We start from the raw sequence: 15439 nt of genomic DNA, 5'->3' as shown, positions 1-15439 counted from the left end.
ACACGGCGGACCCGGGATGCCGGTGGCGTGGCCCCTGCCGCCACGCCACCGGCTACCCGGCCCTGGTGATCGGGGTCGACGGCGGTCGTCGCTCCTATCCTTGAGACCATGCCACAACTGCGAAGAAGACTTCCTGCTGCGCGCGTCTCGGACGAATCGCACCGCGTCACCACGTTCGAGCTGTTCTTCGACCTGGTGTTCGTGTTCGCTTTCACCCAAGTGACCGGACTCATGGCTCATGAGCACTCGTTCGTCGGGGTCCTGCAGGGGTTGATCATCCTCACCCTGCTCTGGTGGTCATGGGTGTCCTTCTCCTGGCTCTCCAACCAGACGCACGTCGACGAGGGCATCATGCGCTTCGGGCTGTCCGCGGTCATGGTCGCCATGTTCATAGCGTCCCTCGCCATCCCCGAGGCGTTCCACGACCTCGAGGGCGGCCTCAGCGGTCCGCTCGTCCTCGCCCTGTCCTACGTCATCGTCCGCCTGCTGCACGTGACCCTCTACGCCTACGCCGCAGGCGACGACTCACCGCTCCGCCGCCAGGTCGCCAAGACCGCCGGCGGGATGATCCTCGGGTCGGCGCTCATCGTCACCGGCGCCGTGGTGGGAGGAACAGCACAGCTCTGGTTCTGGCTCGCCGGAGTGGGCGTGGACGCGGGTATCACCTACCTCACCTCCACACGTGGCAACTGGCGAGTGCATTCTGCCGCCCACTGGACCGAGCGGTACGGTCTCGTGGTCATCCTCGCGCTCGGCGAGTCGATCGTCGCGATCGGCGTCGGCGCGTCCCAGGAGCCGGTCAGCGTCCCGATCCTGCTCGGCGCCGCATTCGGGGTCATGCTGTCCGTCTGCATGTGGTGGCTGCACTTCGACGTCACCGCCCTCGCCGCCGAACACCTCTTCGCTGCCCTGCGCGGTAGGGTGCGCGCCGCCGCCGCGGTCGACGCCTACACCTACCTCCACCTCCCGCTCGTCGCGGGCATCGTCCTCTCGGCCCTGGGCGTCGAGGACGTCCTGGCACACGTCGACGAGACCAAGGCCCTCGGAACCCTCGGTGCATTCGCCCTCTTCGGCGGGACGGCACTGTATCTGCTGGGGAGCGCAGCGTTCTGGCGCCGGATGGGTGGAGGCTGGAAGAAGTGGCGGCTCGGAGGCAGCGCCGTCCTGCTGCTGCTCATGCCCGTTGCCGCCCACCTCGCACCGCTGGGCGCGCTGGCCCTGATAGCGGCGGCAGCAGCCGCCCTCGTCGCCATCGAGAGTCTGGTGGATCGTGCTGATCGTCGGGCGGTGCGCTCCCACCATGACGAACTCACGAAGGGCTGACCAGGAGGGCGCAGGGACATCGGGCCGGTGTCGGGCTGTCGTCCTGGCCGGAAGGCGGCGGTCCGTCCGACCGGAATACGTGCAGGGCGGCGCCGGTTGCCGCCTCCGGCAGCAGAACGGCAGCTGCCGCACCGGCATCCCAGGAGGAGAACCGCGTGAAGGCAGTGTTCTACGAGCAGTACGGCAGCCCTGACGTCCTGCAGTACGGGCAGCGGCCGACCCGAAGGTGGGACCGGACTCCGTGCTGGTCGACGTGCGCGCAGCGTCGGTCAATCCCGTGGGCTGGAAGATCACCGCGGGCTACCTCGACGGCGCGCTGCCCACCTACTTCCCGGTGATCCCGGGATGGGACGTCGCCGGCGTCGTCGTGCAGCCCGGCCCCTCCGTGACGGAGTTCGAGGCCGGCGACGAGGTCATCGGCTATGTCCGCATGGACACCGTGGGGCTCGGGACGTTCGCCGAGCAGGTGGCCGCCCCCGTCCGGACGCTCGCCCGGAAGCCACGGAACGTGTCCTGGGCCGAAGCGGCCACGATGCCGCTGGCGGGGCTCACCGCGTACCAGTCCCTGCAGGCGGTCGGCGCGGGGGAGGGCGACACCGTCCTCGTGCACAACGGCGCGGGCGGCGTGGGTACCTATGCCATCCAGATCGCGAAGGCCTGGGGAGCCCGTGTGCTGGCCACCGCGTCGGAGAAGAACCATGGGCTCCTGCGCTCGCTCGGCGCCGAACCGCTGACCTACGGGGAGGGCCTGGCGGAGCGCCTCCGCGAGGCGGCACCCGACGGGCTCGACGCCGTCGTCGACTTCGTGGGCGGCGATGACAGGGTCGCATCCCTCGAGCACCTCAAGGACCAGAAGCGCGCGGCATCGGTGGCCGACGTCGTGGCGAAGGACACGGGCGGGCGTTACATCTTCGTGCGGGCCGAGCCCGCAGACCTGCTCGCGCTCACGGAACTCGTCGAGGCGGGGCGCGTGAAGCCGGTCCTCGCGGAGACCTTCCCGCTGGAGCGCGCCGCCGACGCCTTCCGCAGCAGCATCGAGGGCCACGTGTGGGGCAAGATCGCCGTCACGGTGGGCGAGCAGGACTGATCCTGGCACCAGCCACGATGCGTCCACCCACTCGGTGCCGGCTCTCGAAGCGGTGAAGCGGGAATGTTCACCCCTTCGCACTTCACCGTCCTGAGAACCGGGATGCAGCCGCGGGTGGGCTCCCGACCCACCTAGGCCGGGATGCTCAGGAGCGCGAGTCCTCGTAGTCGTCGCCGAGGAGATCGAGCGGCTCGCGCTGCGCGTCCTCCTGCGCGCGGAGCCAGCGGCGGTAGGCGTGGTCCACGCGGTGACGGCGCGATCCGGCCGTGATGAGCAGCAGGAAGATGGCGAGGGCCGCGACGAACGCGACGCTCAAGGCGACCGGCTGCCCCAGCACGCGCTCGACGGCGATCCACAGCAGGCCCCACGAGGTGGCGGCCGCGACGGCGAGGCGTCCGCGGTCGGTGGAGCAGATCACGGCGGCGGTCATCATGACGGCGATGACGCCGATACCCGCCCACAGGGCGCCGCCCCAGCCGAACAGGTCCACGCCCCCTGCGGTGAGGAGCGCCGCCGCATTCGCCGCAGCAGCGACCAGCACCCACCCGAGGTACAGGCCGATCGGCGTGCCGACGAGCGCCCCCTCGAGCCGGGTCTCGCTGGGATGGTCGTTCATGGCCCGGACGGCCGCGAGCAGCGTGAAGAAGAGCAGCATGATCACCACGAGGCTCAGCACCAGCAGGTCCGCCTGCGCGCTCAGGATCCAGGCGAGGTTCAGGAGCATCGAGGCCGCGACGGTCCAGCCCAGGTGCCGCTGGCGCTCCGACCGGCGCTGCGACGGCAGCCACTGGAACACCGTGTACGCGACGAGACCCGCATAGATGACACTCCAGATGGCGAACGCCGACGACGACGGCGCGAGCAGGGTCGCGTCAGGAGCGAACAGTCCGCCGGCGGCGTCCCTGATCGACGGACCGCCGAAGGCGCCGACTCCCGCGGCCGAACCGAGGATGCACGCGATGGCGCACACGGTGACGGCGGTCTGCCGCACGAGGTCCCGATCCCAGGAACCCATGGTGCGGACTGCAGCAGTGCTGCCCCGACGGGCGGCCCTGTACGTCGCGTCCGCAGCGACCCTCGTCCTCCCGGCCGCGACCCTCGCCCGGTCAAAGGCGATCCTCGCCTTCCCCGAGGCGGTGCGGTGCCGGTCCGAGGTGCCGGATCCGCCGCCGGGTCCCTGCGCGCCGGCTGACGCGGTGGCGCTCGGCAGGGTCCCGGTGCCCTGCGACTGGTCCGTCCGGCGGTCCTGGTCGTCGTCGTGCGTGGACACCGCGCGTGGCTGCGCGGCCCGCAGGCGTTCGAGGACGCTCGCCGTGTCGGAGGGCGGCTCGGCCGCGGGCGTCGACGGCGCGATCGTCGGCGGCCGGACGGGCTTGTCAGGAAGCCTGGGTCCCGGGGTCTTCGGGGTGCTCATGCGCGTTCGTAGCCTTCCGGTGTTTCCTCACGGCGAGGACTGCCGCCGTGATGGCTCCCACCAGCGTACCGACCGCCATTCCGAGCAGGGCGCTGACGCCGGCGGGGAGGCCCGTGGACGCCCCCGCCACGAAACCGAGGCCCAGCAGCCAGGCGGTCCACAGCACGCCACCGCCCGCGGCCGCGAGCATGAACGGGCGCAGCGGGAGTTCGGCGATACCCGCGGCGGCCACGCTCGCGGTCCGGCCGCCGGGAAGGAAGCGGACGGCGACGACGGCGGCGTAGGTGGGCGAGGTGCCCGCCTTGTCGATCGCGTTGCGCAGTCCGCGGTGGATGGAGCGTCCCCACCGGAAGCGGTCCAGGAAATGCGTGAGGCGGCGCCGGAACAGCAGGAAGAGCGCGACGTCGCCGAGCCAGCTGCCGGCGAAGGCCGTGACGATCGCGAAAGGGAGCAGCAGCGTGCTGTGTGCCGACATGGTGCCGGCACCGATCACGAGGAGCTCGGAGGGCACCACGGGAAGGACGACGTCCACGACCACGACGGCGAGCATGACGAGGAGGTAGAGCGGTGCTGGGATGTCCGTGCCGGGCAGGTCCACCCTGCAAATCTACCGTCCGCCGGGCGGCAGGGGTCCACGGTCGTCACCGGATCTCCGACGCCTCAGGCGGACTCGCCCAGCACGAGGCCGGACTCGAACCGACGCTCCTCGCCGTTCACGGGATCCGTGAAGGCGATGCTGTGGGCCAGGAGCTGCAGTGGCCGGGCGTAGTCGTCGGGTGCCTGGGGGTGCAGCACCGGGTAGAACGGGTCGTTGACGATCCCGAGTCCCAGCGACGCCATGTGCAGCCTGAGCTGGTGCGTCTTGCCGGTGTGCGGCTGCAGCCGGTACAGGCCCCGGTCCCCGCGCTGCTCGAGCAGGCTGACCGTGGTGTGCGTGTTCGGCGGTCCCTCGACCTCCTGGGCGAGCAGGTACGTCCGCGACTTCACGATCCGGCTCCTGACGTCCCGCGGCTCGGTGTCCAGGTGCAGCTCGTGCCGCACCGGCGCGACCGCGCGGTACTCCTTGCTGATGCGCCGGTTCTCGAAGAGCAGCTGGTACGCGCCGCGGGTCTGCGGGTCGACGGAGAACATCAGGATGCCCGCGGTCATGCGGTCCAGTCGGTGCATCGGGATGAGGTCGGGGAGGTCGAGCTCCACACGCAGCCGGACCAGGGCCGACTCCGCCACGTACATCCCGCCCGGGGTGGTGGGCAGGAAGTGCGGCTTGTCGACGACGAGCAGGTGCTCGTCGCGGTGCAGCACCGACAGCTCCACCGGCAGCCGCTCCTCGACCGGCAGCTCCCGGTAGTACCAGACGAAGGTGTGCTCGCCCAGCGGCGTGGTCCGCGTGAGGACCTCGCCGCCCAGCGCCACCACCTCCCCGCGGTCGAATCGCCGGCCGATGCCGTCGGGGTCGACGTGGTCGAAGCGGTCGAGGATGTACTCCAGCGCCGTCTCCCAGGGCCCCTCGGCGGGCAGCCGGAGCCGGGTCGCGTTCACGCCGTTGCGTACGGGCAGGGGGGAACGCATCGCCATCACCGCATCACCCGCACGTCGCCGTCCATCCCGTCAGGGTAGTGCCGTTCCTGCTGCGGCTTCCAATCGCGGCTGGCAGTGCGGGCAGTAGTAGAGCTCGCGCAGCTCGGTCTCCTTGTCCCCGAGCTGCTCGAGCGCCACGGGCGTCCCGCAGCGCAGGCACCCCCGCCGCGACCGCCCGTAGACCCAGAGCGTGTTGCCGCGCAGCTGCCCGGTGGTGGCCCGGGTGCTGCGCGCCTTGTTCGCCTCGAGGAGCTTCTTCGACAGCTCCACCATGCGCGGCAGGTTGGGCACCTCGCCGGTCGGCGTGAGCGGGTGGACGCCGGCGAGGAAACAGAGCTCGCACCGGTACACGTTGCCGATCCCGGCGAGGTTGCGCTGGTCGAGCAGGGCCAGGCCGATGGGACGTCCGGGCTGCTCGAGCAGGCGGCGGAGCGCCTCGTCCGGATCCCAGTCCGGCCCCAGCAGGTCCGGTCCCAGGTACCCCACCGCCTCCTCCTCCTCGGCGCGCGCGATCACGCGGAGGAATCCGAGTTCGAACCCGACGACGACGGCGTCGTCCGTCTCCAGGATGCACCGGGCCTTGAAGGCGGGCCGGCGCCACTTCTCCCCGCGGGCGTAGACGTGCCAGAGGCCTTCCATCTTGAGGTGGGAGTGGATGTCCCAGCCGTCCTCGCCCCCGCCGCGGATCAGCAGGTGCTTGCCGCGGGCCACGGCCTCCTGCACGGTGTCCCCGGTGAAGTCCACGGTGGCGAAGCGGGGCACGCGGATGTCGCAGCGTGTGAGCACCTTCCCCGCGAGGGCGCGATGCAGCTCGCGGGCGGCCCGCCAGACGGTATCGCCCTCAGGCACGGATCCTCAGCCCCTTCGGCGTGGAGTGGAAGCCGGCGTCGGCCAGGGCGCGGCCGATGTCCGTGTCCAGGATCTCGCCGCCGTTCACCTTCTCGAGGGCCATCTTGTCCGCGGCGCCGCGGCGGATGATGGTGACCAGCGACAGGGCGGCCGCGCGCAGCACGTCCGGGTCCTCGGTGAAGGTCAGCAGGGTCTTCCCGCCGCGCTCCACGTAGAGGGCGAGCGCTCCGTCCACGAGGACCACGAGGGCGCCCGCCTTCCGTCCGGCACGGTGTCCGCCGTCGGCCTGCGGCCAGCTCAGCGCCGCGCCGTAGGGGTTGGCGGGATCGGTCGCGGCGAGCGCGACGGCCTTCAGGGGGGCCGCTTCCCCGCCGAGCACGTCCTGCGCGGTGGGCAGCTGGTTGTCCGCGCTGAAGGAGCGCAGACGGTCCACCGTGGCGGGCACAGCGAACTGGGCGGCACCGAGGTGTTCGATGAAGTAGCCGCGCCGGCACCGGCCCATCTCCTCCAGACGCGCCAGCACCTTGTACATGAGGCCGAACCCGCCCGGGATGCCCTCGTTGCCCACGGCTCCCCGGGTGACCACGCCGTACCGGTCCAGCAGCAGCTCCGCCGTGGCGTGGGCGTGCAGCGTCGTCTCCGCCTCCACCCCGGGCAGCAGGTTCCACCGCCCGCCGGCAAGGGGCGGTGTGGGCCGCTGGTAGGCGCCGCCGTCGTCCGCTCCCGCGGTCAGGCGCATGGAAGCGCCGGTGAGGGACTTGCCCGGCGCCCGGCCGAGGCGTCCCGCCCGGGAGGTCCGTGCCCGGGCCGGGACGGGCTTCTGCTTGTGTGCCGTCTTGCCGTGGGCGAGGAGCGCGCGTACCGGCGTGAACGTGTCGTTGCTGATCCGGCCCGCCCACACCAGGTCCCACAGGGCCGTGACGACGGCGGTGTCCGTCGTCGCCTCCTGCACGTCGAGCAGATTGGTGAGCTGCCGCAGGAAGAAGCCGCCGCCGCCGGCCAGCAGGTCCAGCAGTGCGGTGTGCAGCGAGGAGGGCTCGAAGGCGGGGTCGGGGCGGAGCGTCAGGGGGGCGTTCTCGGCCAGGTGCAGGGCGATCCAGCCGTCGTTGCCGGCGAGGGATCCCGCACCGGACCATAGCACCTCGCCGGTGGCGGTCAGCTCGTCGAGCATGGCCGGCGCGTAGTTGGCGACGCGCTGCGCCAGGATGAGCGGCTCCCAGGCGGACGCCGGGATGGGCACGCCGGAGAGCTGGTCGATCACGGTCACCACGCCGTCGAGCCCGCGCAGGCTGGAGCCCACGTGCTGCCATGCCGGCAGGAACCGGGCGTAGGCCGCCGGGTCCACCGGCTCGACCTCCTGGCGCAGCGCGGCCAGCGAGCGGCGGCGCAGGCGGCGGAGCACCTCGGCGTCGCACCACTCGCTGGCGGCCGGGGTGTGCACGGTGATGGTGCCCGGAGCAGCGCCCGAGGCCGCCGAGATGTCGAGGACGGGCACCGACTCGGCGGGCCGGAACTCACCCTCCACCACCCGGCCGGCGCCGGCGAGGCGCTGGAGGGATCCCGTGACCACGGCGACGCCGAGCCCCAGGCGGGCGGCGGCCTCGGCGGCGGTGAACGGACCGTGTGTGCGCGCGTAGCGCCCGATGAGGTCCCCGAGCGGATCGGCGACGGGCTCGATGAACGCCAGCGGGATGCCCATGGGCAGCGGCACGCCGATGGCATCACGCAGCCGGGCCGCGTCCTCCACGGCCGCGATGCGCTCGACGCCGGCGATGTGCACGGTCAGCGCCCGGTTGGCCTTCACCAGGGCCGCGACGTGCTCCCGGACCAGGTCGGGTGAGGCACGGCCGGGCGTCGGGGCAGGGGAGGCTGCGGCAGCGGCGAGCGCCTCGTCCGACAGGTCCTCGTCCGACAGGTCCTCGTCCGACAGGTCCTCGTCCGGGTCCTCGTCCCCGGCCCGAAGGTCGATCCCGTGGAGGACGCCGGGCGCCTGGGCGCTACCCGACCCGGCGGCAGGGAGGGCGGGCTGCGCATCCGCCGGAGCCTCGAGCCGCTCGGCGATCTCCCCGACGGTGAGCGGCCCCAGCAGGCGCAGCAGGTCCGCGACGCCCTCGAGTCCGCGCGCCAGGCGGTCCGGCCGGAGACGCTGCAGCTCGAGTTCCGTCTCGGCGATGACCCGCGCGTCGAGCAGTTCCCGCAGCTCCGCCCGCCCGAGCAGCTCGTTGAGGAGCGTGGGATCGAGGGAGAGCGCAGCGGCCCGGCGTTCGGCCAGGGGCGAGTCACCCTCGTAGAGGAAGGACGCCACGTAGCCGAACAGCATGGACCGCGCGAAGGGCGAGGGCTGCTGCGTGGTGACCTCGACGATGCGCAGCTCCCGGCGCTCGATCGATGCGGCGAGGTCCTTGAGGGCGGGCAGGTCGTAGACGTCCTGCAGGCATTCGCGCACCGTCTCGAGGACGATCGGGAAGGTGGGGTACTTCTTGGCGACGTCGAGCAGCTGCGCCGAGCGCTGCCGCTGCTGCCACAGGGGCGTGCGCTTGCTGGGGTTCTGCCGCGGCAGCAGCAGGGCGCGGGCGGCGCACTCCCGGAACCGGGAGGCGAAGAGCGCGGAACCGCCCACCTCGGCGGTGACGATGCCGTCGAGCTCCTCGGCATCGAACAGGAAGAGGTCGGCACCGGGCGGTTCGTCGTCCATGAGCGGCACGCGCAGCACGATGCCGTCGTCGGATGCCATCGCCGCACCGTCCATGCCGTACCGCTGTTCCAGTCGCGCGCCGACGGCGAGCGCCCAGGGCGCGTGGACGGGCATCCCGAAGGGGCTGTGGAGCACCACGCGCCAGTCGCCGAGCTCGTCGTGGAACCGCTCGACGACGAGCGTCCGGTCGCTGGGAACCACCTCGGTGGCCTCGCGCTGCTCCGTCAGGTAGGTGATGAGGTTCCCTGACGCCCACGCGTCGAGGCCGATCCTTGCGCACCGCTCCTGGGCCTTGTCCGGCGTGGATCCGGACATCTCCCGGTTGAAGGCGCCCAGGGCGCGGCCGAGCTCCACGGGCCGGCCGAGGGAGTCGCCCTTCCAGAAGGGGAGCTTGCCGGGCTGCCCGAAGGCGGGGGAGACCAGCACGCGGTCGTGCGTGATCTCCTCGATGCGCCAGCTGGTGGCGCCGAGCGCGAAGACGTCGCCCACGCGTGACTCGTACACCATCTCCTCGTCGAGCTCCCCCACGCGGCGGCCTCCCGCACGGGGCCCCTCGCCCTCGGATCCGACGAGGAACACCCCGAACAAGCCGCGGTCGGGGATGGTGCCGCCGGAGGTGACGGCGAGGCGCTGGGCCCCGGGCCGGCCCGTGATGGTGCCCTCCACGCGGTCCCAGATGATGCGCGGGCGCAGTTCGGCGAACTCGTCGGACGGGTACAGGCCGGCGAGGAGGTCGAGGGTCGCGTCGAACGCGGACCGCGGCAGGGTGGCGAACGGCGCGGAGGCACGGACGACGTCGAACCACTCCTCGACGTCGATGGTGCCAAGCGCCGCGGCGGCGACGGTCTGCTGCGCCAGGATGTCCAGCGGGTTGGTGGGGATGTAGAGGGGTTCGATCTGCCCGGCGAGCATGCGCTCCACGGTGACCGTGGTGTTGACGAGATCCCCGCGGTGCTTGGGGAACAGGACGCCCTGGGAGACCTCTCCCACCTGGTGGCCGGCGCGGCCCACGCGCTGCAGCCCGCTGGCCACCGAGTGGGGGGACTCCACCTGCACCACGAGGTCCACCGCGCCCATGTCGATGCCCAGCTCGAGGGAGCTGGTGGCGACGACGCAGCGCAGCCGCCCGGACTTGAGGTCGTCCTCGATGAGCGCGCGCTGGTCCTTGGACACCGAGCCGTGGTGTGCGCGGGCCAGCAGCGGCTCGGCGCCGTTGCTCTGCCCCGCCTGGGCCATCATCTCGGCCGGCGTGGCCGTGGTGTGCGCGAAGGACGGCGCCGCGGGCTCGACGGCGGCAGGGTTGCCGCCCGCGGCCCACACGGCGTCGCGCTCGAGGCGCTCGGCGTGGATCTCGTTGAGGCGTGCGGTCAGGCGTTCGGCGAGCCGGCGGGAGTTCGCGAACACGATCGTCGACCGGTTCTGCTCGATCAGGTCGACGATCTTCTCCTCGACATGCGGCCAGATGCTCGCCTGCGGCACGGCGTCGCCGTCGTCGTCGGTGTTCGCCGCGGCCCCTCCGAGTTCCGTCATGTCCTCCACGGGCACGGTGACGGTCAGGTCCCACTTCTTCTCGGACGGCGGGGCGACGATCTCCACCGGGGCGTTGCCCGCGAGGAAGCGGGCGACGGTCTCCTTGGGCTCCACCGTGGCCGAGAGGCCGATGCGCTGCACGGGCTTGTCGAGCAGGGCGTCGAGGCGGGCCAGGGACACCGCGAGGTGCGCCCCGCGCTTGGTGCCCGCGACGGCGTGGACCTCGTCGATGATGACGGTGTCCACCTCCATGAGGGTCTCCCGCGCCTTGGAGGTGAGCATGAGGAACAGCGACTCGGGCGTGGTGATGAGGATGTCCGGCGGCCGCGTGAGCATGGCACGCCGCTCGGCCTGCGGGGTGTCACCGGAGCGGACGCCCACCGTGATGCCGGGCGCCGGCAGTCCCAGGCGCTTGGCCGTCTGGGTGATCCCGATCAGCGGTGCGCGCAGGTTCCGCTCCACGTCCACACCGAGCGCCTTCAGCGGCGAGATGTAGAGCACGCGGGTGCTGCGCTTCGGTTTCGGGGGAGTCTTCCGGCCCTTCGCCGGAGCAGGGGCCTCCGGTTCGAGATCGCCGTTCCCCTCGCCCGAGGCGATCAGGCGGTCCAGCGCCCAGAGGAACGCAGCGAGGGTCTTGCCGGAGCCGGTGGGTGCGACGACGAGGGCGTTGGACCCGGCCGAGATGGCGGACCACGCGCCCTCCTGGGCGGGCGTGGGCTCGGAGAAGGCCCCGGCGAACCACTCGTGCGTGGCCGGGGTGAACCTCGTCAGTACCTGCGTCGTCACCACTTCATCATGCCCCAGCGCACCGACACTCGACGGAGGTGCGGCGCACCTCCGTCCTACTCCCGCCACAGGGGCGGGGGGAGTAGGTTTCAGGGGAGAGCCGCGCCGCGCGGCCGGGGGAGGAGCGGTCATGGCGGCACGAGAAGCAGGGGCCGCTCAGCCTCGCGTCCCCCGCGGGCACGTGTCCCACAACTGGCTGCCGGTGGCGGGGATCGGGTCCCTCTTCGTCGGCGGGGCCGTGGCGGCGCTGGTCTTCGACGGCGACACGGGCCGCACGGCCGTCTACTTCGTGGTCGGCACGCTGGTGCTCATCCTCCTGACCGCGCCGTGGCTCGTCCGCCACCCGCCCGCGATGCGCGCCGGCCCCGGTGCCTACCTGGTCCTCGCCGTCGTCGTGGAACTCGGTGCACTCCTCGGCGGGGCCGTGGAGGCGTTCCGCGGACTCGGTGCGTGGGTGGTGCTCGGGATCGGCCTCGCGGTGTACGGGCACCTGGAGCGGGGCCGCGTGATGGTCACGGCCGGAGTGGGCGCCGCGCTCCTGGGCGTCGTCGCCATCGTCGCGGCGCTGCCCTGGCTGACCCTGGTGCTCGCACTGGCCACCGCCGCGCTGCTCGTGTTCGCGGCCTGGCGGCTGCGGCTGCTCGGGCTGCAGACGGCCGGGGCACCCGGGTTGCCCGGCGTCCCGGGCGTTGGACGTGCCGTCGGGGATGCAGGGAGTGAATCAGAGGCTCGATGGTGGTACGGGACGGGAGGACGACGGCGATGATCGATCGGGAGGGACTGGCTGCGTTCCTGCGCCACCGGCGCGAGGCGCTGCAGCCGGAGGACGTCGGACTGGTCCGGGGTTCCCGCCGGCGGACGGAGGGCCTGCGCCGGGAGGAAGTGGCAGCGCTGTGCAGCATGTCCACCGACTACTACGCCCGGTTGGAGCGCGCCACGGGACCGGCACCGTCGGAGCAGATGGTCGGTGCCATCACGCAGGGCTTCCGTCTGTCGCTGGACGAGCGTGACCATGTCTTCCGTCTCGCCGGGCACCAGCCACCTCCTCGCGGGACCTCGAGCGAGCACATCAGCCCTGGTCTGCTCCGTGTCTTCGATCGCCTGCAGGACACTCCTGCGGAGATCGTCACCGAACTCGGTGAGACTCTTCGCCAGACCCCGCCGGCGGCGGCGATCATGGGCGATGCGTCTCATCGCAGGGGCGTGGACCGGTGTATCGGTTACCGGTGGTTCACCGATCCGTCGGTCCGGGCGCACTACCCGCCCGAGGAGCAGGAGGTGTTGTCCCGCGTGTATGCCGCCGGGCTGCGGGAACTGACCGCGCTGCGCGGCCCCCGGTCGCGGGCTGCGCAGCTCGCCACCCTGCTTCTCGAGCAGAGCGGGACCTTCCACGACGTCTGGGCCGCCCAGGAGGTGGGCGTACGGCCCCCGGAGGTGAAGCGCTTCCACCATCCGGGAGTCGGGCCGCTCGAACTGGCATGCCAGACACTGCTCGATCCGGAGCAGTCCCATCGCCTCCTGGTCTACACGGCCGCCCCCGGAAGTGACAGCTACGACAAGCTGCAGGTCCTTGCGGCGATCGGTGCATCCACTCCTCCGTGATCCTCCCGTTCCAGGGGTGGATTCCCGATCAGTGGATGGACGCGCACTGGATGTGCCCGTAGCGGACCGTGACCATGAGCTGGTAGCAGAAAAGATCATCCCCCACCCGAAGGTGTCACGCTCATGACTCGCACTTCCGACTTCCAGGTCCCCGACCTCCACGGCACGTACGCCCTCGTGACCGGAGCCAGCGACGGCATCGGCTACGTCATCGCAACTCGCCTTGCACGGGCGGGTGCCGACGTCGTCCTGCCCGTACGGAACGCGGCCAAGGGGCAGGCGGCGGCCGAACGGATCCGCACCCGGGTGCCGGGGGCCGACGTCACCACGCGGGCGCTGGACCTCTCCTCCCTGGATTCGGTGGCGTCACTGGTAGGGACACTCACCGCCGAGGGTCGCCCCATCGACATCCTGATCAACAACGCCGGTGTCATGACCCCACCGAACCGCCTGACCACGAAGGACGGGTTCGAGCTGCAGTTCGGTACCAACCACCTCGGGCACTTCGCACTCACGCTCGGCCTCCTCCCGCTGCTCCGGGACGGCGGCGCCCGTGTGACCCACCAGACGAGTGTCGCCGCTCGACAGGGCGGAATCAACTGGGACGACCTGAACTGGGAGAAGGACTACGACGGCATGAAGGCGTACTCCCAGTCGAAGATCGCCGTAGGACTCTTCGCCCGCGCCCTCGACGCCCGAAGCCGAGCCGAGGGCTGGGGACTGACCAGCAATCTGTCACACCCCGGGATCTCGCCCACCAATCTGCTCGCCGCGCAGCCGGCCATGGGCCGCCCGAAGGAGACCGGCAGCCGCCGATTGATCCGCCTCCTGTCCCGCGTGGGAATCACGGGAACGGTCGACAGCGCAGCGGGCCCTGCACTGATGGCGGCGACCGACCCGACGGCACGAGGCGATGAGTTCTACGGCCCCCGACGCGTGCTCGGTGGCCCACCCGCCCGACGGGACCTCTGGGCGCCGCTCACGAGCACGGACGACGCCGACAGGATCTGGGAGCACTCCGAACGCCTCGTAGGGGCACGCTTCGTGAGGTGATGCGAACGGTCCCTCGATCGCGACGCCGGACGCAGCAGCACCGTCCGGAAGGGTATCCACACCGATCGAGGATCACCCGACGGCCCGAGCCGGCTAGGAGGCGGGCTGCAGCGTCCCGACCGTCATCAGCACCACGGAGGTCGCGGAGCACGCGGGCAGCTGCTGCGGCAGCACGAGCGAGTCGGTGGCGCCGGGCGGGTACACGCGGAGCCCGACGGCGGGGGTGAGCCCGCAGTCGGCACCGTAGTTCTGGGCGTTCGTCTGCCGCACCGTGGTGGTGGACGACGCCCCCGGCGCGAGGGTGACCGGGACCGACGCCGACCCGTCGCGGTCCGCGGGAGCGCCGATCTGGGCACCCGATGCGTCCACGAAGGACACCCCCGGGAAGCCGTCCACGGTGCATTCCTGGTCCGAGGCGTTGGTCAGCACGATGGTGCGGGACACGCTGCCCGCCCCGGCGCCGCCGAGCTGGTCCTCGACGCTCCCGGTCAGCTGCGCCGCCGTGCAGGTCCCACCCGCCGCGGGCGTCGGCGCCGCGCTCGGCGTCGGATCCGCGGAAGCGGAGGCGGAGGTAGAAGCCGAGGCAGACGGCTCGGCGGGCCCGGACGGGCCCGACGACGGCGATGCCGACGGCTCCGTGGTGCCGGTGGCCGAGCCCGATGCCGACGACGATGCCGACGACGATGGCGAAGCCGACGACGATACCGACGGCGACGCCGACGACGACGACGGTGCCGCCGCCCCGCCGCCGTCCGTCCCGGACGACGCGCAACCGCTCGCCACCATCAGGGTTCCGGCGGCCGCAGCGGCCATGATCCAACGCTTGCTCCCCAGCAGACTAGTCATGTCCTCACCCTACGTGCGGGATCCCGGAGCGCCAGTAGGCGGAGAACGCCGTGCCGTGATCGTTATCTGCGCCACCATCCGGGCCCCTGCCCGCGCAGACCCGCGCAGGGCTCACGCCGGGTTCGCGCCGTGCTGCAGGATGCCGGCCGGAGCCGGGTGGCGCCTATTCGTGGTGGTAGGAGCGCCCTCCGGCGATCTCCTGCGCGCGGTAGACCTGCTCGGCGAGGATGAGGCGCACGAGCTGGTGAGGGAAGACCAGCGGGGAGAGGGACCACACGAAGTCGGCGCGCTGGTGCACCTGCGGGTCCACGCCGTAGGCGCCGCCGATGATCACCGTGACGCTGCGGGACGCCTCGAGCGGCCGCAGGAGGGTGCGGGAGAGCGTCGGCGAGTCGATGGCCTTGCCGCGCTCGTCCAGGAGCACCACGTAGTCGGTACCGAGCCGGGCGAGGAGCCGCTCGGACTCCTCCCTGCGGGCTGCGTCGTGCTCGCGGGCGGAGTGGTTGATGAGCTGCCAGGACAGGTCGAACGGCTTCTTCAGGCGCTTCGCGTAGCGCTCGATGCCCTCGGAGACCCAGCTCTCGTGCTTGCGGCCCACTGCGAGCACCCGGATTGCCATGGCCTCAGGTTATCGCCCCGGACCAGGGGCCCGCGTGGCGCCGGAGGGGTCCCGGGA

Annotated in this window: 11 protein-coding genes and 1 pseudogene; 5 read left to right on the top strand and 7 right to left on the bottom strand. The window is 71.9% G+C overall.

Going from position 1 to position 15439, the window contains the following annotated elements; translation table 11 throughout:
• Positions 1-108 precede the first annotated feature (108 nt).
• On the top strand, positions 109-1323 hold the full coding sequence (locus tag ACX80N_RS07190) for a low temperature requirement protein A (RefSeq protein ID WP_459338847.1): 1215 nt from the start codon (positions 109-111) through the stop codon (positions 1321-1323).
• A 155-nt stretch (positions 1324-1478) separates the two neighbouring features.
• Positions 1479-2410, top strand: a pseudogene (locus ACX80N_RS07185) (NADP-dependent oxidoreductase).
• Positions 2411-2555: 145 nt separating this feature from the next.
• On the opposite strand, the gene ACX80N_RS07180 reads toward ACX80N_RS07185, so the two are convergent.
• From ACX80N_RS07180 to ACX80N_RS07160, 5 genes are all read right to left on the bottom strand, one after another.
• Entirely contained in the window at positions 2556-3824 is a 1269-nt protein-coding gene (locus tag ACX80N_RS07180; protein ID WP_459338846.1) for a TspO/MBR family protein, read from the bottom strand.
• Positions 3787-4422 carry a DedA family protein gene (locus tag ACX80N_RS07175; protein WP_459338845.1) on the bottom strand — a complete coding sequence of 212 codons (636 nt, stop codon included), beginning with the start codon at positions 4420-4422 and terminating at the stop codon, positions 3787-3789. Before ACX80N_RS07175 ends, ACX80N_RS07180 begins: the two co-directional genes overlap by 38 nt.
• 62 nt (positions 4423-4484) lie before the next feature.
• Positions 4485-5393, bottom strand: coding sequence for an RluA family pseudouridine synthase (locus ACX80N_RS07170; RefSeq protein WP_459338844.1), 909 nt, complete (start codon positions 5391-5393; stop codon positions 4485-4487).
• Between the two features lie 39 nt (positions 5394-5432).
• A complete protein-coding gene (locus tag ACX80N_RS07165; protein ID WP_459338843.1) occupies positions 5433-6251 on the bottom strand; it encodes an Fpg/Nei family DNA glycosylase in 819 nt (272 codons plus the stop codon).
• The gene (locus ACX80N_RS07160; protein ID WP_459338842.1) at positions 6244-11394 is read right to left on the bottom strand and encodes an Lhr family ATP-dependent helicase; all 5151 of its coding nucleotides are present in this window, start codon (positions 11392-11394) and stop codon (positions 6244-6246) included. The genes ACX80N_RS07165 and ACX80N_RS07160 overlap by 8 nt, the downstream gene beginning before the upstream one ends.
• On the opposite strand from ACX80N_RS07160, the gene ACX80N_RS07155 reads away from it, so the two are divergent.
• From ACX80N_RS07155 to ACX80N_RS07145, 3 genes are all read left to right on the top strand, one after another.
• A complete protein-coding gene (locus ACX80N_RS07155) occupies positions 11393-12028 on the top strand; it encodes a hypothetical protein (protein WP_459338841.1) in 636 nt (211 codons plus the stop codon). The genes ACX80N_RS07160 and ACX80N_RS07155 overlap by 2 nt on opposite strands.
• On the top strand, positions 12025-12864 hold the full coding sequence (locus ACX80N_RS07150) for a helix-turn-helix transcriptional regulator (protein WP_459338840.1): 840 nt from the start codon (positions 12025-12027) through the stop codon (positions 12862-12864). Before ACX80N_RS07155 ends, ACX80N_RS07150 begins: the two co-directional genes overlap by 4 nt.
• A gap of 123 nt (positions 12865-12987) precedes the next feature.
• Entirely contained in the window at positions 12988-13917 is a 930-nt protein-coding gene (locus ACX80N_RS07145; protein ID WP_459338839.1) for an SDR family oxidoreductase, read from the top strand.
• A 93-nt stretch (positions 13918-14010) separates the two neighbouring features.
• Here the strand turns inward: ACX80N_RS07145 and ACX80N_RS07140 are convergent, their stop codons facing one another.
• Positions 14011-14763 (bottom strand): DUF4232 domain-containing protein, encoded by a 753-nt coding sequence (locus ACX80N_RS07140; RefSeq protein ID WP_459338838.1) that lies wholly within the window; start codon positions 14761-14763, stop codon positions 14011-14013.
• 163 nt (positions 14764-14926) lie between these two features.
• Positions 14927-15382: a 23S rRNA (pseudouridine(1915)-N(3))-methyltransferase RlmH gene (locus ACX80N_RS07135; RefSeq protein WP_205753630.1), complete on the bottom strand. Its 456-nt coding sequence runs from the start codon at positions 15380-15382 to the stop codon at positions 14927-14929.
• Between the last annotated feature and the right edge of the window lie 57 nt (positions 15383-15439).

The organism is Arthrobacter sp. MDT2-16 (genome assembly GCF_054510925.1).
This window is presented reverse-complemented; position numbering and strand designations above follow the sequence as displayed.

Bases quoted from the DNA above. Each gene is read 5' to 3' on its own strand.
- ACX80N_RS07190 (WP_459338847.1), top strand. From the start codon at position 109: ATGCCACAACTGCGAAGAAGACTTCCTGCTGCGCGCGTCTCGGACGAA.
- ACX80N_RS07180 (WP_459338846.1), bottom strand. From the start codon at position 3,824: ATGAGCACCCCGAAGACCCCGGGACCCAGGCTTCCTGACAAGCCCGTC.
- ACX80N_RS07170 (WP_459338844.1), bottom strand. From the start codon at position 5,393: ATGCGTTCCCCCCTGCCCGTACGCAACGGCGTGAACGCGACCCGGCTC.
- ACX80N_RS07155 (WP_459338841.1), top strand. From the start codon at position 11,393: ATGGCGGCACGAGAAGCAGGGGCCGCTCAGCCTCGCGTCCCCCGCGGG.
- ACX80N_RS07160 (WP_459338842.1), bottom strand. From the start codon at position 11,394: ATGACCGCTCCTCCCCCGGCCGCGCGGCGCGGCTCTCCCCTGAAACCT.
- ACX80N_RS07150 (WP_459338840.1), top strand. From the start codon at position 12,025: ATGATCGATCGGGAGGGACTGGCTGCGTTCCTGCGCCACCGGCGCGAG.
- ACX80N_RS07145 (WP_459338839.1), top strand. From the start codon at position 12,988: ATGACTCGCACTTCCGACTTCCAGGTCCCCGACCTCCACGGCACGTAC.
- ACX80N_RS07140 (WP_459338838.1), bottom strand. From the start codon at position 14,763: ATGACTAGTCTGCTGGGGAGCAAGCGTTGGATCATGGCCGCTGCGGCC.
- ACX80N_RS07135 (WP_205753630.1), bottom strand. From the start codon at position 15,382: ATGGCAATCCGGGTGCTCGCAGTGGGCCGCAAGCACGAGAGCTGGGTC.